Origin of the sequence: Kitasatospora cheerisanensis KCTC 2395, from assembly GCF_000696185.1 — a bacterium.
In the GTDB taxonomy this organism is placed as follows: Bacteria; Actinomycetota; Actinomycetes; order Streptomycetales; family Streptomycetaceae; genus Kitasatospora; species Kitasatospora cheerisanensis.
The window spans coordinates 4669502-4690461 of the sequence record NZ_KK853997.1; the positions used below are offsets into that span (position 1 = coordinate 4669502).

The following is a 20960-nucleotide window of genomic DNA, read 5'->3' on the forward strand; positions in this document are numbered from 1 at the left end:
CGGCCGGCCGGACCCGTCCGGACCGGCGGCCCGGCCATGCCCGCGGGCCTCCGCCCGCCCCGCTCGCGTGTCCCGATCCACGTCCTCGAAGCAGCACCGGCGTGCGCCGCGCGGCGCACGCAGAAAGCGAGTCGAGCCATGATCAGTCGAAGGAACGTCCTGCTCGCCGGAGCGGGCGCGGCCGCCCTGACCGGCCTGTCGGTCACCCCGGGACAGGCGGCGGCCCCGCGCCGGCCGCGGACCGCCGGCGCCGTCCCCTGGAGCCGGCTGGACGACGCCATGCAGGGCCGGCTGGTGCTGCCGTCCCAGCCGGAGTACGCGCTGGCCCGGCAGCTGGACCTCGGCCAGTTCGACGCCGCGAACCCGCAGGCCGTCGCCTACTGCGCGAACCCCGCCGACGTCGCCGCCTGCCTGCGGTTCGCGCAGGCCGCCGGCCTGCCGTTCGCGGTGCGGGCCGGCGGGCACAGCGGCGCCGGGTACTCCACCTCCACCGGCCTGGTGGTCGACGTGACCGGCCTCGATCAGGTCGCCGTCGGGACCGGCACCGTGACGGTCGGCGGCGGCGCCCAGGGCGTCGACGTGGTCAACGCCCTCGCCCCGTACGGGCTCGCGGTGCCCGGCGGCTACTGCCCGACGGTCGGCGTCGGCGGCTACTACCAGGGCGGCGGCATGGGCGCGCTGACCCGCTCGGTCGGCCTCGGCTCGGACCGGCTGGTCTCCGCGCAGGTGGTGCTGGCCGACGGGCGCAGCGTCACCGCCTCGCCGAACTGCCACAGCGACCTGTTCTGGGCGCTGCGCGGCGGCGGCGGCGGCAACTTCGGCGTGGTCACCTCGTACGAGCTGGAGCCCTCGCCGGTCACCCAGCTGGGCTTCGTCCGGCTGCCGTGGGCCTGGGACAAGGCCGTCGACGTGCTCGACGGCTTCGCGCACTGGTTGGTGGACGCGCCCCGCACGGTCGGCGCCGCGCTGCTGGTCGAGCTGCCGGACGCCGCCCCGGGGAACGCGCCGGTCCCCGCGGTCTACCTGCTGTCCACCGGCACCGCGACCGAACTCGACGCCGAGGCGGCCCGGTTGATCGCGATGGTCGGCTCCGCGCCGCAGTCCCGGCCGGCCGCGGCGATGATGCCGTACCGGACCGCGATGATGGCGCTGTACGGCTGCGCGGCCTACACCACCGACCAGTGCCACCGGTCCGACAACACCACCGGCGGGATGCTCCCGCGCCAGGAGTTCGGGATGGTGCGCAGCCGGATGTTCGGCGCCCCGCCGTCGCGCGCGATGTGGGCGCAGGTGGTGGCGCTGTTCGAGACCGAGCGGCTGGCCGGGCACACCCGGGCGCTGGAGATCTGGCCGTTCAACGGCGCGGCGCAGGACGCGGCCCCGTCCGACACCGCGTTCGTGCACCGCAGCACGCTGCTCAGCATCAGCTTCCTGGCGGCGATCCGGACCGCGGCGGCGGCGGACGCGGCGGGCTGCGCGGCGGCCAAGCGGTTCGCCGACGCCGGGTTCGCGGTCATCGATCCGGAGTCCAGCGGCGCCACCTACCAGAACTTCACCGACGCGGCGCTGACGGACTGGCGGCAGGCGTACTACGGCGCCAACTACGCCCGCCTGGTGCGGATCAAGCAGAGCTACGACCCGTACCGGGCCTTCTCGTTCGGGCAGGCGATCGGCGCGTGACGGCGGCGCGGTGCGGGCCCGGGCCGGGCCCGCACCGCGCGTCGCAATGTGTTCTCGCCAAGTTTTCCGATACGGGTACTACCCGTATCGGAAGTCCCCTAGTCTGATCGCATGACCTCACCCCAGGAATCCACGATTCCGGCGGCGATCCACCGCCGGCGCTGGCTGATTCTGGCCATCCTGCTGTTCAGCGTCCTCGTCGTCGTGCTGGACAACTCGATCCTCAACGTGGCGATGAAGACCATCGCCCAGCCCTCGCCCGAGGGGCTCGGCGCCAGCCAGAGCCAGCTCGAATGGGCGATCAACTCCTACACGCTGGTCTTCGCGGGCCTGCTGTTCACCGGCGGCCTGCTCGGTGACCGCCTCGGCCGCAAGAAGATCCTGATCTTCGGCATGATCGTGTTCGGCCTGGCCTCCGGCCTGTCGGCGTTCTCCGGATCGCCGGGCGAACTCATCGCCTTCCGCGGCCTGATGGGCTTCGGCAGCGCGTTCATCCCGCCGGCCACGCTGGCGATCGTCACCCAGGTCTTCGAGCGCGAGGAGCAGCCCCGCGCGATCGGCATCTGGACCGGCGTCGTGGGCCTGGCCATCGCCCTCGGCCCGATCACCGGCGGCGCGCTGCTGGAAGCGTTCTGGTGGGGCTCGGTCTTCCTGGTCAACGTCCCGATCGTGATCATCGCGGTGGTCGCCATGATCGCGCTGGTGCCGGAGTCCAAGGACACCCGGGCCGGCCGCCTCGACCCGTTCGGCGTGGTGCTGTCCATCGCCGGCATGGTCCTGCTGATCTTCGGCATCATCAAGGCTGGCCAGTACGGCGACCTGTCCCGCCCGGACGCCTGGGGCACCATCCTCGGCGGCCTGGTGATCATGGCCGCGTTCGTGTGGTGGGAGAAGCGCATCGACCACCCCGCGTTCGACATGTCCTACTTCAAGGACCGCCGCTTCTCGGCCTCCGTGGTGGCGATCGCGCTGGTCTCGTTCGGCCTGCTGGGCGTCACCTTCTTCGTGGTCTTCTACACCCAGTCGGTGCGCGGCTACAGCGCCCTGCAGACCGGTCTGCTGCTGCTGCCGCTGGCCGCCGCGCAGATGTACTTCGCCCCCCGGGCCCGGCACGTGGTGCAGAAGTTCGGCGCCCGCGCGGTCTGCGCCGCCGGCCTGACGCTGAGCGCGGTCACCTTCTTCGGCTTCATGCTGCTCGGCGAGTCCACGCCGATCTGGGTGCTGGAGGTGCTGTTCGCGCTGATGGGCGTCGCGTTCGCGCACATCATGCCGCCGGTCACCGTGATGATCATGACCTCGCTGCCGCGTGAGAAGGCCGGCGCGGGCTCCGCCGTCAACAACGTGTTCCGCCAGGTCGGCGGCGCGGTCGGCATCGCGGTGCTCGGCTCGCTGCTCTCGACCGTGTACCGGAACGGCGTGCAGGACCACCTGTCGGTGCTGCCGGAGTCGGTCCGGCACGCGGCGGGCGAGTCGATCGCGGCGACCCTCGGTGCGGCCGAGCGGCTGGGCGCCGGCGGCCAGGACCTGGTCCACGCGGCGAACAGCGCGTTCGTCGACGCCATGCACTGGACCGCCTTCGGTGCGGCTATCGTGTCCCTCATCGGCACCGTGGTCGTCCTCATCGGTCTGCCCCCGCAGCCCAAGCCGGAGTCCCCCGCGGGCGACGCGCCGAGTCCGCAGAAGGTGGGAGCCGAAAAGTGACTGATGCGTCCGGACCGACGGCCGAGCGGCGCGGACGACCCCGCAGCCCGGCCGTCGACCGGGCGGTCATCGACACCGTCCTGCGGCTCCTGACCGAGGGCAGCAGCTTCGCGGAGCTGTCCATGGAGGGCATCGCACGGGCCGCCGGGGTGGGCAAGAACACCGTCTACCGCCGCTGGTCGGGCAAGGACGCCCTGCTGCTGGACGTCCTCGCCACCATCGAGGAGCCGGCCCCCGAACCGACGGGTCGTACGCTGCACGAGGACCTGGTCCTCGCCGTGGAGTGGATCAGGCAGCGCAGCCTGGCCAAACGAGAATCGGCCCTGATGCGGAACATGCAGATGCAGATACAGAGCAGTCCCGAGCTGTGGCAGCGCTACTACGACACCTTCATAGTCACCCGGCGCAAGGTCCTCGCCCAGATCATGGAGCGGGGCCTCGCCAACGGCGAGATCCGGGCGGACCTCGCCGACGACGTGGAACTCCTGGTCGACATGGTCGCCGGGCCGCTGCTGACCCGTGCGGTCCAGCGCCCCGACCAGCCGCTGGAGAACGACCTCGCCGAGCGGCTGGTGGACACCCTGCTCGACGGCCTCCGTCCGCGCGGCTGATCCCGCCGCCGGGCGGCCGGACGCAACGGCCGGCCGCCCGGCGGAGCGGATCCGCTACGCTGTGACGGGTCGATCGGGATTCCCGCCGGCCCCCGCCTCAGTAGCTCAGGGGATAGAGCACGGCTCTCCTAAAGCCGGTGTCGCAGGTTCGATTCCTGTCTGGGGCACAGTGCAGCACCTCACGAAAGGCCCTCCCGGCAGTCGCCGGGAGGGCCTTTCGCGTGGCGGGCGGGGCCGACGGGGCCGCTGGGGCGGGTGAGGCGCGGAGGAAGCTTTGATGACAATGTGTCAAAAGCCGTTCCGTATCGGCATACTGGCGGATTAGCATGCCCTCCCGTGTGCCGTGCGGCGATCCGCCCGCGGCCGAGGACACGAGAGGACGCGTGATTCCGGTGGGGGTTTCCAGTTGGCTGGTGCTCGGCGGCGAGGACGCGGAGCACGCGCTGCCGGAGGCGGCGGGACAGTCCGGGCTGGTCAGTCAGTTGCGGCCGCTGATCCGTGAGCTGAGCGCGCCCGGGGAGCTGGTGTTCGACCCGTTCGCGGGCTGGGGGACCACCCTGGTCGCGGCCTCGGTGGAGGGCCGGCGCGGGTTCGGCATCGAGGTGAACGAGGACCGCGCCGAGGACGCCCGCAAGCGGCTTGCGCCCTACCCGGGCCAGGAGATGGTGTGCGGCGACGCCCGCCGGCCCCCGCTGGAGGACGGCACCGTCGACCTGGTGATGTGCGACCTGCCGTACTTCGGCACCAACCTGGACGTGGACGCCACCGACGGGGCCCAGTTCTACGCGCTGCGCGACTACGACGCCTACCTGGGTGCCCTGGACGAGGCGTTCGGCGCGATCGCCCGCACCATGCGCCCGGGCGCCCGGGCCGTGATCGCCGTGCAGAACCGCCGCCTGGCCGGCCGTTTCGTCCCGCTGGCCTGGGACGCGGCGCGGGTGCTGGGCCGTCACCTGACCCTGGGCGACGAGCGGATCCACCTGTACGAGCGGCCGGCGGACGGTGACGACCCGATGCTGACCAACCGGTCGCACGAGTACCTGCTGATGGCCACCAAGGAGTAGCCGCGGTTCGGCACCGCCCGCCGGGGCGTGCGGCGTGTCAGTTCTGCGCGCCGTACGCCCGGCCGATCTTGCGGGCCAGCTCGGTGATGTCGTCGGAGGACTGCTTCTGCAGGCCGCCGCCGAAGGTGACCCGGGCCGCGCCCAGGCTGCCGAGGCGGCTGGGGGAGGCGGTGCCGGGCAGGTGCAGCGCGTTCAGCGGGCGGCGGATGCTGTTCGCCAGGTCGGGCAGCAGCTCCTCGGGCGCCAGGATCGGGTAGATCACGTCCGCGCCGGCGTCGATGTACAGGCCGGCCCGCTTGGCGGCGGACTCCACCGAGTGGTCGCCGAACAGGAAGGTGTCGACGCGGGCGTTCAGCACCAGCCGGTCGCCGGCCGCCACGCTCACCTCGGACAGCCACTCGGCGTGCTGCACCGGGTCGTTGAGCTGCTTGGTGGCGGCGTCGGAGTCCTCCAGGTTGCAGCCGATCACCCCGGCGTCGAGCAGCCGCTCGACGATCTCGACCGGCGCGAGGCCGTAGCCGTTCTCGATGTCGGCGGTCACCGGGACGTCCACCGAGCGGACGATCCGCTTGAGCGCGCCGAACATCTCGTCGGGCGGGGTGTCCCCGCCGTCGCGGTAGCCGAGCACGGCGGCGACCGCCGCGCTGGAGGTCGCCAGCACGGGGAAGCCCGCCTCGGCGAACGCCCGTGCGCTGACCGCGTCCCAGACATTGGGCAGGACCAGCGGGTCCGAGGGCTCGGTGCGGTCGTGCAGGGCCAGGAACTCCCCGGCCGTCATGGTGGCGACCATCAGGCGGTCTCCTTCTCCTCGTCGATGCGGGTGGGTGATGCGGCCCGGATCACGCCGTCGCCCAGGAGGTCCCGCGGGCAGCGAGCGGGGAGACGGCGTACATGGCCGCGAGCTCGAACGCGACGTCCAGCGCCTGACCGAGGTTCAGCCGCGGGTCGCAGGTGGTCTCGTAGCGGGTCGGCAGGTCCTCGGGACGGATCTCGTAGGTGCCGCCCACGCACTCGGTGACGTGATCGCCCGTCAGCTCCAGGTGCACGCCGCCGGGGTGGGTGCCGAGAGAGCGGTGGACCTCCAGGAACCCCCTGATCTCGTCCAGCACGTCGTCGAGGCGACGGGTCTTGTGGCCGGACGGGGACGACACGGTGTTGCCGTGCATAGGATCGCAGATCCAGACCACCTCGGCCCCGGAGGCGGCCACTTTCGCCACCAGGTCGGGCAGCGTGTCGCGGACCGCGCGCGCCCCCATGCGGCTGATGAAGGTCAGCCGGCCGGGCTCCCGGTCCGGGTCCAGCCGGTCGATCAGCCGCAGCGCGTCGTCCGTGGTGCTGGTCGGGCCGAGCTTGACCGCCACCGGGTTGCGCACCTGGGAGGCGAACTCGACGTGCGCGCCGTCGAGTTGGCGGGTGCGCTCGCCGATCCAGAGCAGGTGGCCGGAGAGCGCGTAGCGGCCGGCCGGGGTCTCGCGGGTCAGCGCCCGCTCGTACTCCAGCACCAGGGCCTCGTGACTGGTCCAGAACTCGCCGCCCTGGACCGAGAGTTCACCCAGCTGGGCGAGGGTGTCGGCGGACGCCCGGTAGACCTGCCGCAGCCGGTCCGGGTCGGGGGTGCGGTCGGCCGCGGTGAAGGCCGGGCCGTTGACCATGTCGCCGCGGTAGGAGGGCAGTTCGACCCCGTCGCGGGTCTCGGTGCCGCTGGAGCGGGGCTTGGCGAACTGGCCGGCGATCCGCCCGAGGCGGACCACCGGGAGGTCGGCGGCCTCGGAGATCACGGCGGCCATCAGGGCCAGCGTGCGGTACTTGCCCGAGGTGGTGGCCGGGCCGGCCTCGGCGAGGGTCTCGGCGCAGTCACCGCCCTGCAGCAGCAGGGCCTCGCCGCGGGCCACCGCGGCCAGCTGCTCGCGCAGTCGGTCGCAGTCCTCGGCGCGGACCAGCGCGGGCCGGCCGGACAGGTCGTCGGCGACCGCGCGCAGCGCGTCGGGATCGGGCCACTCGGGCTGCTGCGCGGCCGGCGCGCCGGTGACGGCAGCGGTGTGGTTCGTCATCAGTTATCGGCCCCTCGGGTCAGACCGGGCGGCCGACGGGGACCGCGTTCCAGCCGACGTCCTCGCCGTCGCCCCACTCGCCCCAGTGGTGCACGGAAACGGTGGACGGAAAGGTGCGGTACGAATTGCAGGGCATTTCGCTGTGCATCATTATTTGTTCCCCCAGTGGAATCGCCGTGAATTTGTCGGCGAGTTCTTCGAGCAACCGATGTGGCGTGCGTGCAATGAACTGGGAATGAATGCGGGCATGCCGTATCCGGCGCTCCTTGGAAACAACTATGCAAGTCGCTCGACCGAACGGACAAGATCGCCGATACTTCGGGTAGGCGCACTGCCGGGAAGCGAGGGATGTAAATGCAAATAAAATGGAGCAAGTCGGACAAGATGGATTTAGTGGCGCTGTCCGCTGTCGACACCGCGGACGGCGCCCTGACGATCACCCTGCCGCCCGACGACCTCGCCTGCCGCGATGCGCTCGTGAAGGTCGGCGACGCCCTGGGCGACCTCTCCCGGGCGATCGCCGCCCGCGCCGCCGACAACTCGACCCCGGTCGTGCGGAGCGCCGAACCGGTGGCTCCGACGCGCGGCGAGGGCTTCGAGACCATTGACGGACTTCCCGAGATCAACGCCGCGATCCAGGACATGCTGGACGGCGTCACCTTCGAGATCCTGACCGCCCAGCCGGACGGCCCCCGCCCCAGCGTGGTGCTCGACGACGCGCTCGACGCGGTCCGCGCGCAGATCTCCGCCGGCATCTCGATGCGCACCCTCTACCAGCACAGCACGCGTTTCGACGAGCCCACCAAGGAGTACGTCCGCGCGGTCACCTCGTACGGCGCGCAGGTGCGCACGCTGGCCGAGTTCTTCGAGCGGATGATTATCGTCGACCGGCGGACGGCGTTCATCCCGGCGAATGCGGCCCGCACCTCCGCGGTGAAGATCACGAATTTGGCGGTGGTGCAGTTTCTCACCGACATCTTCGAACGGGCCTGGGACCGGGCGGAGTCCTATCCGTTTCTGCCGGTCCGCGCGGCCGACGCGGCGCCGGAGGTCATCCCGGCGATCCGCGGCTCGATCCAGAAACTGCTGATCGAGGGCCGCTCCGACAAGGAGATCGCCCGAAGACTCGGGCTCAGCCTGCGATCCCTGCAGGCACACGTCGCCCGGCTCAAGGAGGAGCACGGCGCCGAGCACCGGCTCCAGCTCGGCTACCTGATGGGCCTCCAGGAACGCTGCGCACTGGCCCGCGAGAGCGGCTGCAGCCCGGCCTGACGACCGGGCAGCCCACGGACGCGGCCCGGTCGGCATCCAGCGCCGACCGGGCCGCGCGCCCGTGGGGAGAGGACGGCTCAGGCCTCCCGCGGCTCCTCTGCGGGAGCCAGCTCCAGTTCGCCCAGGAACCACCCCTCCAGAACCCGCAGCCGGGCCTCGCACTCGGCCCGGTCCGCGCCCGACACCAGGGCGGTGACCAGGAAGTCCGAGGAGAACGCGGCCGTCGACATGGTCTGCCCGGGCTCCACGAACACCTGGAACTTCTCCACCCAGGGGAAGTCCGGCGGCCCGTCCGGCACCCGCACCACCCGGCCGGGGCGCTTCATCAGCACCAGCTGGCCCACCATCCGCTCCGGCGTGCGCTTCTCCGCGCCCAGCCACTCCGGCAGCGGAAGCCCCAGCTGGGCGCGCACCCACGCCTCGCTCGGGTCCACGCCGAACATCAGCCGGACGATGTCGCGGATCGCCGCGCCGCCGGTGCGGCAGGCGATCTCGCACAGCACCAGCTCGTCGTCCGGGGTGTGGAACACCTCCAGGTGGAAGGCGAAGCTCTCCGGGCCGCCGAGCGCCGCCAGGGTCCGCTCGGTGAACTCCAGCAGCCGGCCGGTCAGCGGGTCGTCCACGTCCAGCGTCAGGTCCAGCCGGCCGCCGGTGTCGGTCTGGAACGAGGCCAGCGCGTACTGGTACTGCGAGGGCCAGGCGAACACCGTCCGCCCGTCCACCACCAGGCCGTCGACGTGGCACATCTTCCCCGGCACGAACGCCTCGGCCAGCACGTTCGGCAGGTTCGGGCCGTACAGGTCGTAGCCGTCGGCCAGGTAGGCGTCCAGCTCCGCGCGGGAGTCCAGGATGTGCAGGCCGACCGAGCCGGCGCTGTCCTTCGGCTTCAGCACCAGCGGGAAGCCGTGCCGCTCGGCGAAGGCCAGCAGGTCGGTCGCGCAGCGCGCCTCGGTGTACGGGGCGACGGCCAGGCCCGCCGCCCGGGCCAGCCGCTTCATCACCGCCTTGTCGCGGTACGGCAGCACGGTGTCCATCCGCTGGCCCGGCAGGCCGAGCACCTCGCGCAGCTCGGCGGCCCGCTCCAGGTCCCGCTCCTGACAGGCGATCACGTGCGTGACCGGGAGCTCGCGCGCCCAGTCCAGGGCCTGCGCCTCCAGGTGGCCGCCGGTCTCGTAGTCCTCCACGGCCGCGGTGCGCAGGTACGCCCCGCCCTCCGGCGGCAGCTGCTCGGAGACCAGCGCCAGGTGCTCCCGGGAGGCGATCAGCAGCACGTCGCCCGGGTGGTCCGCCAGCCACTCGTGGTACGGGGTGCCGGCCAGCGAACCCCGGTGGTGCAGCACCAGCACGGTCATCGGGACACCTCCAGAAGATCCAACCCGGCCTGCGCGCGCAGCAGTTCGCGCACCGGACGGGCCGCAGGGCGGTAGTGGACGGCGTGCACCGGACGGCCGCCGTCCGGGGCGCGGACGGTCTCCACCGTGTACGGGTGGCCCGGGTCGGCGGGCAGCACGCCGGCCAGCGGCTCGCCGTCCGCGACCTCCACCGGGCCGGCCGGCGGCGGCTCCACGGTCAGCGCCGCCACCTGCGCCGGGTCGTAGGGCAGCAGGCCGCCCGCCACCGCGGCCCGCAGCGCCGCCTCGTCGGCGAGCTCGACCAGCACCGGGTGCCCGGCGGCCAGGCGCCGGCGGACCGTCAGCGGGTAGCCCCAGCGGTGCGCCCACAGGTACAGGTCGGCGATCCGCCGGACCTCCTCGCGCGGGGTGGTGGCGATCCCGGCCGCGGCCAGCAGCTCGCCGGCCGTGATCGGGTCGGCCAGCGCCTGCGCCGCGGCCGGGCGCTGGCCCGGCAGGCCGAGGTGCTCGCGCAGGCCGGCCGCCCGGACCTGGTCCACCGGGTCGAGCGCGATCAGCGCCCGGACCTCGGTGCGGGCGGCGGCGTCCAGCACCGCCAGCTCGACGGCGGCGCCGTGCTCGTACCGCTCCACCACCGTCACCTGCGCGAAGCCCGGGCGGGGCCCGGCGGCGCCGGTGACCAGCCACAGGTCCTGGCCGGCGTCGGCCAGCGCGGCGGGGCAGTCGGCCGCGTACCGGCCGTCCGGGTCGAGTACGACCAGCGTCATCGGGCCACGTCCTCGATCCGCACCGTCAGCACGTCCCGGAGCAGCTCCTCGCAGAGCGCGACCGCGGCGTCGGTGTCGGCGGCGGAGACGGCCAGCAGGCCGAGCCGGTCCCAGTTGTCCTGGATCGGGCGGATCACCGAGCCGGGCCGGGCCGCCAGGTCGAGGGCCAGCACCGCCGGGTGGGCGCGGAGCTCGTCCGCGCCGGAGATCTCGGCGACCCGGCCGGGGCGGCCGACGATGCCGCGCACGCAGCCCGCGCCGACCGCCTTCGGACGCTCCGTCAGCGGCTCGACCAGGCCGAACGGCCAGGCCAGCGCGTACCGGGTCAGGTCGATGCCGTACGAGGCCTGCACCAGGTCGGGGATGTGGTCGCCGCCGAGCCGGTTGTGGCCCTCGATGATCAGCGGGCCGCGCGAGCTGAGCCGCAGCTCGGTGTGGCTGGGGCCGTCCTTGATGCCGACGGCGTCCAGGAACTCGGCGACGGCCGCGGTGATCCGTTCCTCGTCGACGGCGTCCAGCCGGGCCGGCTGGGCGTGGCCGAGCTCCACGAAGTGGTCGCCGCCGGTGAGCTTCTCGGTGATCGCGACCACCGTGTGGTGCCCGTCGAAGCTGAAGCCCTCGATGCTGAACTCGGGGCCGTCGATGTACTGCTCCATCAGGAACTCGGTGACGGCGTACATCGTGGAGCCGCGGTCCATGCCGGTGCGGCGGGCCGCGCCGATCCGCTCCCACACGCCGTCGACGTCCTCCGGGCCGGACACCATGAACAGCGCGAAGCCGGCCGTCAGGTCGACCGGCTTCACCACGAACGGGTAGCCGTGGGCCTCGCCGAACGCGGCCAGCGAACCCCGGTCGGTGAGCGGCTCGGCGGCCACCGTGGGCGCGCCGACGGCCGCCAGGTGGCGGCGCATGGCGAGCTTGTCGCGCAGCAGCCGGGCCGGCTCGTGGCCGGTGCCGCCGAGGCCGAACAGGTCGTTGATCCGGCCGGCCGGCTCCAGGCCGGGCTCGGTCAGCGACAGCGCGGCGGAGAAGTTCCAGATGGCGTGGGCGGCCCGGGCCAGCGGCTCCAGCACCGACCAGTCGGTGAAGTCGGCGATCAGCGTGACGTCGGCGAGCTCGGCCTGCTCCGGCTGGAACTTCTCCTTGTGCTGGATCAGCACCACGTTCAGGCCGAGGTCCTTGGCGATCCGGACCGGCTCGGTCTGATGGCCGATCAGCAGCAGGGTGCGCTCCGGGCGCATCGGCGCGGCGGGCGCGGCGTGCACCGCGTTCAGGACGTCGGAACCGGTCTCCACGTGCAGCAACTCCTTCGTCTCGGCAGCCAGTTGTTCGGCCTCCTCGGCAGTGCCGGCGGCCACGATCAGGTGGCCGTGCCGGGTGCTGGAGTGCCGGGTGCGCGGCAGCACGTCGCCGACCGCGAACGGGAACCGCACCTCGTGCACGTGCTCCAGCGCGGCGAGCCGCTCCAGGCCGTCCACCCGGGTGATCACGCCCGGCTCCAGGGCGAAGTACGAGACGGCGGCGGCCCGGGTCGGCTCGGCGGGCTCGGCCCGGCCGCCCACCAGCAGGTCGAAGATCGCGCCCTCGATGTCGAAGCCGGTGGCGATCCGGATCAGCGCCGGGATCCGGTCGCCGCCGAGGCGGGCCTGCGACTCCACCACGCGCGGCCCGTCCGCGGTCAGGATCACCTCGGTGTGCGCCGGGCCGAACCGGTAGCCGGAGGCGTCCAGCAGCGCGGTGACCAGCCCGCCGATCGCCGCGGCGTCGGCGGCCGGCAGCGGCGCGGGGAAGACGTGCCCGGTCTCCACGAACGACGGCGCGGGCGTCTTGCGCTTGGCGGTGATGCCGACCACCAGGTGGCTGCCCTCGCAGCTGAGCGTCTCCACGCTGAACTCCGGGCCGTCGAGGAACTCCTCGACCAGCACCGGGCCCCGGTAGGAGAACGCGGCGACCTCCTGCTGCCACTGCGCCAGGTCGTCCGGCCCGGCGACCAGCCGGACGGCCGCGCTGCCCTGCAGGCGGGTCGGCTTCACCACGGCGGGCAGGCCGAACGCCTCCAGCACGGCCGGCACCTCGTCCGGGCCGGCGGCGAGCGCGGTGCGCACCGGCGACAGGCCGTGCTCGGCGAGCAGTTCGCGCAGCGCCGCCTTGTCGTTCAGCAGCCGCAGCGCCCGCGGCGGGTTCACGGCCAGCCCGAGGGCCTCCGCCTCCTCGGCGACGGCGACCATGGTGGCCTCCTCGCCGAGGTGCAGGACGCAGCCGACCTCGTGCGCGATCGCGGTCTCCCGGACCAGCCGGCGCAGCCCGTCCAGGTCGGAGAAATCCGTCCACAGCATCGCCGTCGAGGCTTTCTCGACGCCCGCGAGATAGGAGGCCGGCTGCAGCGTCGGATCCCAGATCGACCACACCTCGAAACCGAGGGAGACCGCTTTCTCTACGAACTGCGTGTACGGCTGCACCATCAGCAGCCGATTGTTCGCCGGCGCTGCTCGCTCAATCACGGCGGGCCATCCCTTTCGTGGCGTTCGGGGCGGGGGAGTCGTCGGTGGGCCGGGCGGACGGCCCGGCGGGGGTGGGGCCGTCGGCGCAGGAGCGGACGGCGAGGGCCCGGCCGCCCTTGGGCACGTCGTCCATCACCAGGGCGCGGGCGCCGATCAGCGCGCCGTCGCCGACGCTGATCGGCCCGAGCAGGGTGGCGCCCGCGCCGACGGTCACGCCGTCGCCGAGCCGCGGGTGGCGGCGCGCGCCCCGGTCGGCCCTGGCCCGGTCGTGCCACCAGCCGAGCGAGCCCAGCGTGACCTGGTGGAACAGCGAGACGTCGTCGCCGATCAGCGCGGTCTCGCCGATCACGGTGCCGCTGCCGTGGTCGATGAAGAAGCGCCGGCCGATGGTGGCGCCCGGGTGGATCTCGATGCCGCCGGTGAGCACCTTGGCGACCGCGGACACCAGCCGCGCCGCGATCCGGTGCCGCCGCAGGTACAGCGCGTGGGCGAGCCGGTGGCCGGCCAGGGTCAGCGCGGTGGGGTGCAGCAGCGCCTCGCCGCGGCTGTGCACCGACGGGTCGCGGGCCACCACCACGTCCAGCGTCTCGCGGACCCCGCGCAGCGCGGCGCGCAGCCGGGGCAGCGGCCCGCGCGGTGTCATGCGGCGGCCCCGGCCGGCTCCCCGGCCGGCGCGGCGGCGGCCCGGGCGTCCTGCACCCGGAACAGGTACCGGTACAGCTGGATCGCGGTGGCGCCGAACGCGGCGTACAGCAGGGCCATCACCCAGGAGTCGACGACCGAGCCGAGGATCACCGACAGCGAGCCGACCAGGTAGCCGAGCCGGACGTGCAGCCCGTACGCGGCCATGTACTTGGTGCGGGACTCGGCGGGCACCAGGGCCGCCACCAGGGACTGGTTGACCGGCTGGTTCATCAGCTCGCCGAGGGTGACCACCACGGCCGCGCCGATCATCAGCCAGGCGTTGTCGCCCAGCGCCCAGGCGACGTACCCGGCGGTGAAGACCACCACGCCGGCGATCAGCCGCAGCCGGTCGCCGAGCCGGCCGAGCAGCTTGCCGACCCACAGCCCGCAGACCACCACCAGCAGGGTGTTGACGGCGCGCAGGATGCCCAGCACGTTCACGCCGTCCACGGTGACCTGCCAGGAGCCCCAGGACAGCAGCTGCTGGCGGGGGAAGTCGGAGCCCAGCCGGACCGCCAGGTACGAGGAGATCTGCACCTCCACGCACCACACCAGCAGCGCCGCCAGCACCAGCCGCAGGAACACCCGGTCGCGGGCCACCGACAGGTAGCCGAGCAGCGCCGGCCGGATCCCGCGCGGGTTCTGCGCGGCCTCCGGCGGCGCGGTCTCCGACAGCGCCAGGAAGGTCACCAGGAAGATGCCGCCGGTGGCGACCGCGGCGGCGGCCAGCAGCTGGAAGAAGTAGTCGTTGTACAGGAAGCCGCCGACCAGCGAGCCGAGCATGAAGGCGACGTTGATCACCCAGTAGTTGATCGTGTAGACGGCGGTGCGGCTCTCCGGGGTGGCGACGTCGACGATCATCGCCTCGTTGGCGGGCAGCGCGACACCGGCCATGCAGGTGGCGCTCAGGTACAGCAGGTAGGTCGCCCAACCGGAGTGCAGCAGGGGCGAGTTGACCAGCGCCAGGCCGATGTACGACAGGCAGACGCCGACCTCGCCGGTCATCAGCACCCGGCGGCGGCCGTACACGTCGGACAGGTGGCCGCCGACCAGGTTGCAGGCCACCGTGGCGACCGCGACGACCAGCGTCATCAGGCCGGCGGTGGCCGCCCCGTACAGCCGGGAGAAGTGGATGACCATCAGCGGGACGAGCATGATGTCGAAGAACCGCTGGAAGAAGCCGACCCCGATGCGCAGCTTCAGGTTCCGGTGCAGCGCACGGAAGTTCACCCCTCCTCCTCCGGCCACCAGCTGAGGTAGCGCTCGCCGCTGTCGGGGAAGACGGTGACCACGGTGGCGCCGGACAGGTCGCGCCGGCGGGCGAGTTCGCGGCAGCCGTGGGCGGCGGCGCCGGCCGAGACGCCGACCAGCAGGCCGGTGGCGGCGGCGATCTCCCGGGTGGCGGCGGCGGCGTCCGCGTCGGACACCACGACCACCTCGTCGATGCACTCGCGGTCGGTGACGGGGCTGATGAAGCCGCCGTTCAGGCCGGGGATCCGGTGCGGGCCGGGCGCGCCGCCGGACAGCAGCGGCGAGCCCTCCGGCTCGACCGCGACCACGTGCAGCGCCGGGTTCCGCTCGCGCAGGTAGTGCGCGATGCCGGTGAGGGTGCCGCCGGTGCCGACGCCGCACACCAGCACGTCGACCTTCCCGCCGGTGTCCCGCCAGATCTCCGGGCCGGTGGTCTCGTAGTGGGCGCGGACGTTGGCCGGGTTCTCGTGCTGCCGGGCGTACCAGGAGCCGGGGATCTCGGCGTGCAGCTTCTCGGCGCGCTCCACGCAGCCGGTGAAGCCCAGCGCCGGGTCGGTGAACTCGACCGTCGCACCGAGCATCCGCAGCGTCAGGACCCGCTCCCGGGAGGCGTTCTCGGGCAGCACGATCAGACAGGGGTGCCGGCGGGCGGCGCAGATCGCGGCCAGCGCGATGCCGGTGTTGCCGGACGTCGACTCGATGACGGTCGCCCCCGGCAGCAGTTCGCCGGACTCCACGGCGGCCCGGAACATGTGCAGCGCCGGCCGGTCCTTGATGCTGGACAGCGGGTTGGCGGCCTCCAGCTTGGCCAGCACGGTGGCCTCCGCCGGCAGGCCGTCCAGGGCGAGGCGCAGCAGGGGGGTGTTGCCGACCAGGTCCTCGAAGGAGGAGGCGATCCCTGCGGGCTGTCGGTCGCTCATCGGGTGCCTTCCGCCTGCTCGGTGACGATGGAGAGGGTCTCGCGGACGTGCTTCAGCGCGTCCTCCCGCTCGGTGGGGGAGGGGGCGTTCACCAGCACGTGCCCCATCCGCTGCGAGGAGGAGGTCAGCGGGCGGACGGTGTCGCCGGCCTTCTTGCGGAGCCGGACCCGGACCACCGACGGGTGGGCCGCGGTCTGCTCGACGCCGCCGATCCCGGTGATGACGCCGGGTGCGGTGGTCGGGAAGACGGTGGCCGACCAGCCGACCGGCTCGCGGCGGACCAGCTCGTCCACCGGCATGCCGAGGGCGAGCCGGACCACGGCCTCGTACAGGTCGAAGCCGTAGGCCAGGCCGATCGCGTCGGGCAGGTAGTCGCCCGGGGTGCGGACGGCGATCTCCATCAGTGCGGGGCCGTTGCCGTCCACCTTGAACTCCAGGTGCACCAGGCCGGTCCGCATGCCCACCGCGGCCAGCACGCCGCGGGTCAACTCGTGGACCTGAGCGGCGAGTTCCTCGTCCTCGAAGAGGTGGGCGCAGCGGTGGGCGAGTTCGACGAAGTACGGCGGGGCGGTGGTCTCCTTGGCGGTGACGTTCTCGAACAGCACCTCGCCGTCGCGGACCAGCGCCTCCCAGCTGAACTCCGGGCCCTGGATGGCCTCCTCGACCAGCACCTTGCCCTCGCCGGTGCGCCGGGCGACCAGCTCGGCGGCCTCCTCGGCCGTGCGGACCAGCTCGACGCCCTCGCTGCCGGCCCGGGTGAGCGGCTTGACCACCACGGGCAGCCGCTCCAGCATCCAGTCGCGGGCCTCGGCGACGTCCGGCACCAGCAGGTGCTCGGGCTGGCGGACGCCGTGCGCGGCGAAGGTGGCGCGCTGCAGCGCCTTGTTGCGGGAGATCACCGCGGCGTGCAGCGACGGGCCGGGCAGGCCCAGCCGGTCCTGGGCGAGCGCGCCGGCCAGCACGTGCGGCTCGGCGAACGCCACCAGGCCGTCCGGGACGCGCTCGGCGACGGCCTGCGCGACGGCGGCCGCCCAGTCCTCCTCCTGGTGTCCGTCGACCCGGTAGAAGGTCTCGGCGAGGTCGGTCGGCCGGGAGTCCCAGCCGGCCGCGGCCTCCACGGCGCGCACCCGCAGGCCGAGCCGGGCCGCCGCCTCCAGGTAGGGCCGGCCCATCACGCCGACGCCGACCACCAACAGGTCCTTGGGGGCGCTCACGACGCCACCTCCTCCACGGGAACGGGCGCGGACTGGTGCCGCAGCATCCGGGTGACGGGTGCGACCAGCAGGCCGGCGGCGGCGAACACCACCGCCAGCCCGATCCACCCGGCGGGCCCGGCCGCGATCACCACGGAGGTGAGCAGGGCCGGGCCGACGATCCGCTGACCGGTGCCGCCGAGGCTGAACACCGACAGGTGCACGCCCTTGCTGTCCTCGGGCGCGAACTCGTAGCTGAGCTCCCAGCCGCCGACGGCCTGCCACATCTCGCCGAAGGTCAGCAGCACGCACGCCGCCAGCAGCACCGCCCCGGCGACCGGCGCCGAGGACGGCGCCTTCGCCAGGGCCAGCGCCAGGCAGCACGCGGTGAGCGCCAACCCGCCGAGCAGCAGCGCCCGTTCGGCGCCGCCCTCGCGGTCCACCAGCCGGGAGATCGGCACCTGAAGCACGATCGACATGACGGTGTTGACCAGGATCAGCACCGGCAGGAACCCGGCGGAGACGTGGGTGGCCTGCAGCGCCCACAGCGAGAGGCCGACCGACAGGATGGTGGTGTGCAGGTTGAGCACGCCGTTGACGGCGGTCAGCAGCAGGTAGCGCCAGTCGCGGAAGTCGCGCAGCGCCGTCAGCGGGCCGACCTTCTTCTGCACGGTCGCGGCGGTGGCGGTCCGCACCCGCGACAGCATCGCGGCGGACAGCACGAACGCGGCGGCGGTGCCCAGCACGATGCCCCGGTAGGTCCACACCCGGTCGGCGGCCAGCAGCGGGGCGGCCAGCAGCGCGCCCAGCGAGAAGCCGAAGTTGCGCACCGTGCGGACGATCGCCATGGTGCGGGTGCGGTCGGTGCCCTCGGTGGTCGCCGAGGCGACCGCCTGGGTCATCGGCTGGGTGGCGGCCTCCGCCGCCGCCAGGCAGCAGGAGACCAGGGTGAAGCTCAGCATGCCCTGGGCGAAGGCCAGCGCCACGAAGCCGCCGGCCCGCCACAGCTGCAGCAGCACCAGGGTCGGCTTGGCGCCGAAGCGGTCGGCGAGCGCGCCGATCGGCACCGTGGTGAGGAAGCCGACCACGCCGGAGATCGCCAGGCCCAGGCCGACCTGGGCGTTCGTCAGGCCGACCGAGCGGACGAAGAACACCGCCGAGCCGGCCAGGTACAGGCCGGTGCCGACCGCGTTGATCAGCGAGGTGACGGCGAAGGACCGGCCGGCCGGGGTGGCCGGCACGTACTCCTTCGGCGAGGGCAGCTTCACCGCTCGCCCCCGGCGGTGCGTATGTCGATCAGCGACAGCGCGTGCTCGGCGCGGCGGCCCGCCTCGGCGGCGTCCGCACCGGTGGTGACGACCAGTCCGGCCCGCTCCCAGGAGCTGACGGTGGTGCGGACGGTGGCGCCCGGCGCGACCGACAGGTGCAGCTCGGCGACGCCCGGCGCGGCCTCGGCCCGCTCGGCGCCGGTGACGGACTCCACCACGCCCGGACGGGCGATCAGGAACCTCACCGCGGAGCCCCGTCGGGCGGTCAGCGGGCCGACCGGGCCCTCGCCGGTGAGCACCCGCAGCAGGTTGGCCAGGATGTCGGTGTCGTAGGTCAGGTCGATCAGGATGGTGATGCCGCCGCCGGGCAGCCGGCCGGCGCACTCGACCAGGTGCGGGACGCCGTCGACCAGGATCCACTCCGAGTGCAGCACGCCGGAGCGGAAGCCGACGGCGGCGGCCAGCCGGGCGATCGCCTCGCGCAGCGCGTCCGCGGTCGCGGCCGGCAGGTCGGCGGGCACGGTGTGGCCGGTCTCCACCGGGTGGCCGGTGTCCTGCACCAGCTTGGCGGTGATGTTGGTGAAGCCGACCTCGCCCTCGTGGACGACGGCCTCCACGCTCACCTCGGGGCCGGTCAGCCGCTGCTCCACCAGGAACCGGGCGGTGTCGGCGTACTCGGCGCGCAGCGCGGGCTCGTCGGCGGCGGTGGTGTGCGCCCACGCCGCGTCGACGTCGTCGGCCGGGCCGAGCAGCCGGACGCCCAGGCTGGCCTGCCGGTTGGCGGGCTTGAGCACGCAGCTGCCGCCGTGCGCGGCGCGGAACGCGGCGACCTGCTCGGCGGACTCGACCACCGCCCACTCGGGCTGGGCGATGCCGCTGCCGGCCACGGCGGTGCGCAGCTCGCCCTTGTCGCGCAGCACCCGGGCGGCGGCGGGCCGGCGCCGGGCAGGCCCCAGGCCTCGGCGAGCGCGGCGGCGACCACCACGCCGTACTCGACCACCGGGACGACGGCGCGCACCGCCGGCGGGCGGGGCACCGCCTCGGCGATCCGGTCGGCGCCGGCCTCGTCCTGGCTGGGTGCCGGGAACAGCGCGGCCACGCAGCGGTGGCGCTCGGCGAGCGCGGTGATGCCGCGGGCCTCGATGACGGCGGGCTCCTCCAGCACCAGCACCGAGTCGGCGGGCAGCTGCTCGTCGAGCTTGGCCAGCATGACGGGGCTGTAGCCGACCAGCACGTGGGTGACGCTGTCGGGCACGGCGGGCACCGTGTGCACGGTGACGGCGCGGCGCACCCGGGCCTCCAGCGCGTCCAGTTCGGCGACGGTCGGGGCGTCGATGAAGAACGAGACGGCGCGGTCCTCGGAGCTGCGCAGCGGGCCGAGTTCGGTGCCCCGGTCGTGGTGCACCAGGACGGCGCGCAGGGTCGGCGGGTCGGCGGGCGCGGACGGCTTGAGCGCGGGCCACAGGCCGCCCTCGCCGATCCACGCGGGCTCCACGTCGAAGCCCCGCACCCGCACGTCGGCCAGCACGCCGGGGGCGTGCTCCAGGTAGACCTGGCGGGCCACCCGGGACGGCGTCGGGTAGGAGGCGGGCTCGCCGAGCGCGACCCGGACGATCTCCGGCTCCAGCGGCGCGCCGGTGGCGAGTTCGTACAGGGTGCACAGGCCGTCGCCTGGGGTACGGGCGGCGACCTCCATCAGGTAGGCGCGGCCGTCGGGGCCGATCCGCCACTCGGCGTGCGCGACGCCGTCCTGGAAGTCGAGGGCCTCCAGCATCCGCCGGTTGGCGTCCAGCAGCACCGGGTCGGCGTCGGGGCGGTCGCTGGGGACGGTGTGCGACAGCTCGACGAAGGTGTTGGCGTGCGCGTCGGTGGTGGCCTTGCGGGTGGCGGAGGCGAACACGATCCGGCCGCCCTGCACCAGGCTCTCGACCGAGTACTCCTGGCCCTCGACCTTCTCCTCGACCAGCACCGTCTCGTGCTCCGGGTAGGAGCGCAGCAGCTCCAGCAGCGGCTCCGGCCCGGTGACCGTCTCCACGCCCGAACTCGAGTGCCGGCTGGCCGGCTTGACCACGACGGGGTAGCGGACGGCGGCCGGGTCGAAGTCCTCGCGGGCGTCGGCGGGGACGGTCACCGACACCGGGCTGAACTCCGGCAGGTACCAGCGCTGGAGGTACTTGCTGCGGCAGGCCCGGGTGGCCCGCAGGCCGGGGGTGCGCAGGCCGAGCGCGTCGGTGAGCAGGCCGGTCGGCTCCACCTGGGTCTCGCCGACCGCGTACGCGCCGACGATCCGGTACTGCTCGCGCCAGCGGCGGGCGGCCGAGATCACGCCCGGCAGGTACGAGTTCTCGCGGCTCACGTCGCCGTCCACGAACGCCACGTCGTCGATCACGTACGCGGGGTGGCTCGGGTCCTCGGCGGCGGCCAGCGCGTCCTCGCGCCAGTACGAGGGGGTGATCAGCAGGATCTTGAGGCCGCGGCGGGCCAGCTCCTCCAAGTAGAGCGGCGCCCGGCAGACCACCAGGAACGACCCGGTGAGGATGAAAGCGTCCGGACGTTGCCCCGGAGCCGGCTGAGTGTCCATCAGAGTGTGTGTCCGTCCGTCCGCATGGGTGCGAACCGCTCCCGCCGGGCAGGCGGGAGCGGTC

At 73.5% G+C, this 20960-nt stretch carries 18 protein-coding genes and 1 tRNA gene; 6 read left to right on the forward strand and 13 right to left on the reverse strand.

Annotation, left to right across the window (positions count from 1 at the left end; translation table 11 throughout):
- The first annotated feature begins 138 nt into the window (after window positions 1-138).
- The 5 genes from KCH_RS21275 (at window position 139) to KCH_RS21295 (ending at window position 5056) form a co-directional block, all read left to right on the forward strand.
- The gene (locus KCH_RS21275; RefSeq protein ID WP_035865206.1) at window positions 139-1680 is read left to right on the forward strand and encodes an FAD-binding oxidoreductase; all 1542 of its coding nucleotides are present in this window, start codon (window positions 139-141) and stop codon (window positions 1678-1680) included.
- Between the two features lie 111 nt (window positions 1681-1791).
- Entirely contained in the window at window positions 1792-3381 is a 1590-nt protein-coding gene (locus KCH_RS21280; RefSeq protein ID WP_035865208.1) for an MFS transporter, read from the forward strand.
- Window positions 3378-3992, forward strand: coding sequence for a TetR/AcrR family transcriptional regulator (locus KCH_RS21285; protein ID WP_035865210.1), 615 nt, complete (start codon window positions 3378-3380; stop codon window positions 3990-3992). Before KCH_RS21280 ends, KCH_RS21285 begins: the two co-directional genes overlap by 4 nt.
- 94 nt (window positions 3993-4086) lie before the next feature.
- Window positions 4087-4159: transfer RNA gene (locus KCH_RS21290), tRNA-Arg, on the forward strand.
- A gap of 225 nt (window positions 4160-4384) precedes the next feature.
- Window positions 4385-5056, forward strand: coding sequence for a DNA methyltransferase (locus KCH_RS21295; protein ID WP_167574089.1), 672 nt, complete (start codon window positions 4385-4387; stop codon window positions 5054-5056).
- A 37-nt stretch (window positions 5057-5093) separates the two neighbouring features.
- On the opposite strand, the gene KCH_RS21300 is transcribed toward KCH_RS21295, so the two are convergent.
- The 3 genes from KCH_RS21300 to KCH_RS43425 are packed head-to-tail and all read right to left on the reverse strand — an operon-like array spanning window position 5094 to window position 7312.
- On the reverse strand, window positions 5094-5846 hold the full coding sequence (locus KCH_RS21300) for an isocitrate lyase/PEP mutase family protein (RefSeq protein WP_244305386.1): 753 nt from the start codon (window positions 5844-5846) through the stop codon (window positions 5094-5096).
- Window positions 5847-5895: 49 nt separating this feature from the next.
- Window positions 5896-7107, reverse strand: a complete 1212-nt coding sequence (locus KCH_RS21305) for a 3-deoxy-7-phosphoheptulonate synthase (protein WP_035865212.1) — start codon at window positions 7105-7107, stop codon at window positions 5896-5898.
- Between the two features lie 19 nt (window positions 7108-7126).
- A complete protein-coding gene (locus KCH_RS43425) occupies window positions 7127-7312 on the reverse strand; it encodes a hypothetical protein (RefSeq protein WP_157032144.1) in 186 nt (61 codons plus the stop codon).
- A gap of 149 nt (window positions 7313-7461) precedes the next feature.
- On the opposite strand from KCH_RS43425, the gene KCH_RS37640 reads away from it, so the two are divergent.
- A complete protein-coding gene (locus KCH_RS37640) occupies window positions 7462-8379 on the forward strand; it encodes a hypothetical protein (RefSeq protein ID WP_167574091.1) in 918 nt (305 codons plus the stop codon).
- Between the two features lie 77 nt (window positions 8380-8456).
- Here KCH_RS37640 and KCH_RS21315 read toward each other — a convergent pair whose 3' ends face one another.
- The 10 genes from KCH_RS21315 to KCH_RS41565 are packed head-to-tail and all read right to left on the reverse strand — an operon-like array spanning window position 8457 to window position 20896.
- Window positions 8457-9731 (reverse strand): ATP-grasp domain-containing protein, encoded by a 1275-nt coding sequence (locus tag KCH_RS21315; RefSeq protein ID WP_035865215.1) that lies wholly within the window; start codon window positions 9729-9731, stop codon window positions 8457-8459.
- Window positions 9728-10498 (reverse strand): ATP-grasp domain-containing protein, encoded by a 771-nt coding sequence (locus KCH_RS21320; protein ID WP_035865216.1) that lies wholly within the window; start codon window positions 10496-10498, stop codon window positions 9728-9730. Before KCH_RS21320 ends, KCH_RS21315 begins: the two co-directional genes overlap by 4 nt.
- Window positions 10495-12999: an ATP-grasp domain-containing protein gene (locus KCH_RS44740; RefSeq protein WP_244305387.1), complete on the reverse strand. Its 2505-nt coding sequence runs from the start codon at window positions 12997-12999 to the stop codon at window positions 10495-10497. The genes KCH_RS21320 and KCH_RS44740 overlap by 4 nt, the downstream gene beginning before the upstream one ends.
- A complete protein-coding gene (epsC, locus tag KCH_RS21335; RefSeq protein WP_051653299.1) occupies window positions 12992-13642 on the reverse strand; it encodes a serine O-acetyltransferase EpsC in 651 nt (216 codons plus the stop codon). The genes KCH_RS44740 and epsC overlap by 8 nt, the downstream gene beginning before the upstream one ends.
- Window positions 13639-14913 (reverse strand): MFS transporter, encoded by a 1275-nt coding sequence (locus KCH_RS21340; RefSeq protein ID WP_035865226.1) that lies wholly within the window; start codon window positions 14911-14913, stop codon window positions 13639-13641. The genes epsC and KCH_RS21340 overlap by 4 nt, the downstream gene beginning before the upstream one ends.
- Complete coding sequence (locus KCH_RS21345) at window positions 14910-15854, reverse strand: PLP-dependent cysteine synthase family protein (RefSeq protein ID WP_084223815.1); 945 nt, start codon at window positions 15852-15854, stop codon at window positions 14910-14912. Before KCH_RS21345 ends, KCH_RS21340 begins: the two co-directional genes overlap by 4 nt.
- Window positions 15851-17068, reverse strand: a complete 1218-nt coding sequence (locus tag KCH_RS21350; protein ID WP_035865228.1) for an ATP-grasp domain-containing protein — start codon at window positions 17066-17068, stop codon at window positions 15851-15853. Before KCH_RS21350 ends, KCH_RS21345 begins: the two co-directional genes overlap by 4 nt.
- Window positions 17065-18315: an MFS transporter gene (locus tag KCH_RS21355; protein WP_035865230.1), complete on the reverse strand. Its 1251-nt coding sequence runs from the start codon at window positions 18313-18315 to the stop codon at window positions 17065-17067. Before KCH_RS21355 ends, KCH_RS21350 begins: the two co-directional genes overlap by 4 nt.
- Window positions 18312-19067 carry an ATP-grasp domain-containing protein gene (locus KCH_RS41560; RefSeq protein WP_244305675.1) on the reverse strand — a complete coding sequence of 252 codons (756 nt, stop codon included), beginning with the start codon at window positions 19065-19067 and terminating at the stop codon, window positions 18312-18314. Before KCH_RS41560 ends, KCH_RS21355 begins: the two co-directional genes overlap by 4 nt.
- Window positions 18950-20896, reverse strand: coding sequence for an ATP-grasp domain-containing protein (locus tag KCH_RS41565; protein ID WP_244305388.1), 1947 nt, complete (start codon window positions 20894-20896; stop codon window positions 18950-18952). The genes KCH_RS41560 and KCH_RS41565 overlap by 118 nt, the downstream gene beginning before the upstream one ends.
- Window positions 20897-20960: the final 64 nt, after the last annotated feature.

Bases quoted from the DNA above. Each gene is read 5' to 3' on its own strand.
- KCH_RS21275 (WP_035865206.1), top strand. From the start codon at position 139: ATGATCAGTCGAAGGAACGTCCTGCTCGCCGGAGCGGGCGCGGCCGCC.
- KCH_RS21280 (WP_035865208.1), top strand. From the start codon at position 1,792: ATGACCTCACCCCAGGAATCCACGATTCCGGCGGCGATCCACCGCCGG.
- KCH_RS21300 (WP_244305386.1), bottom strand. From the start codon at position 5,846: ATGGTCGCCACCATGACGGCCGGGGAGTTCCTGGCCCTGCACGACCGC.
- KCH_RS21305 (WP_035865212.1), bottom strand. From the start codon at position 7,107: ATGACGAACCACACCGCTGCCGTCACCGGCGCGCCGGCCGCGCAGCAG.
- KCH_RS37640 (WP_167574091.1), top strand. From the start codon at position 7,462: ATGCAAATAAAATGGAGCAAGTCGGACAAGATGGATTTAGTGGCGCTG.
- KCH_RS21315 (WP_035865215.1), bottom strand. From the start codon at position 9,731: ATGACCGTGCTGGTGCTGCACCACCGGGGTTCGCTGGCCGGCACCCCG.
- KCH_RS21320 (WP_035865216.1), bottom strand. From the start codon at position 10,498: ATGACGCTGGTCGTACTCGACCCGGACGGCCGGTACGCGGCCGACTGC.
- epsC (WP_051653299.1), bottom strand. From the start codon at position 13,642: ATGACACCGCGCGGGCCGCTGCCCCGGCTGCGCGCCGCGCTGCGCGGG.
- KCH_RS21345 (WP_084223815.1), bottom strand. From the start codon at position 15,854: ATGAGCGACCGACAGCCCGCAGGGATCGCCTCCTCCTTCGAGGACCTG.
- KCH_RS41565 (WP_244305388.1), bottom strand. From the start codon at position 20,896: ATGGACACTCAGCCGGCTCCGGGGCAACGTCCGGACGCTTTCATCCTC.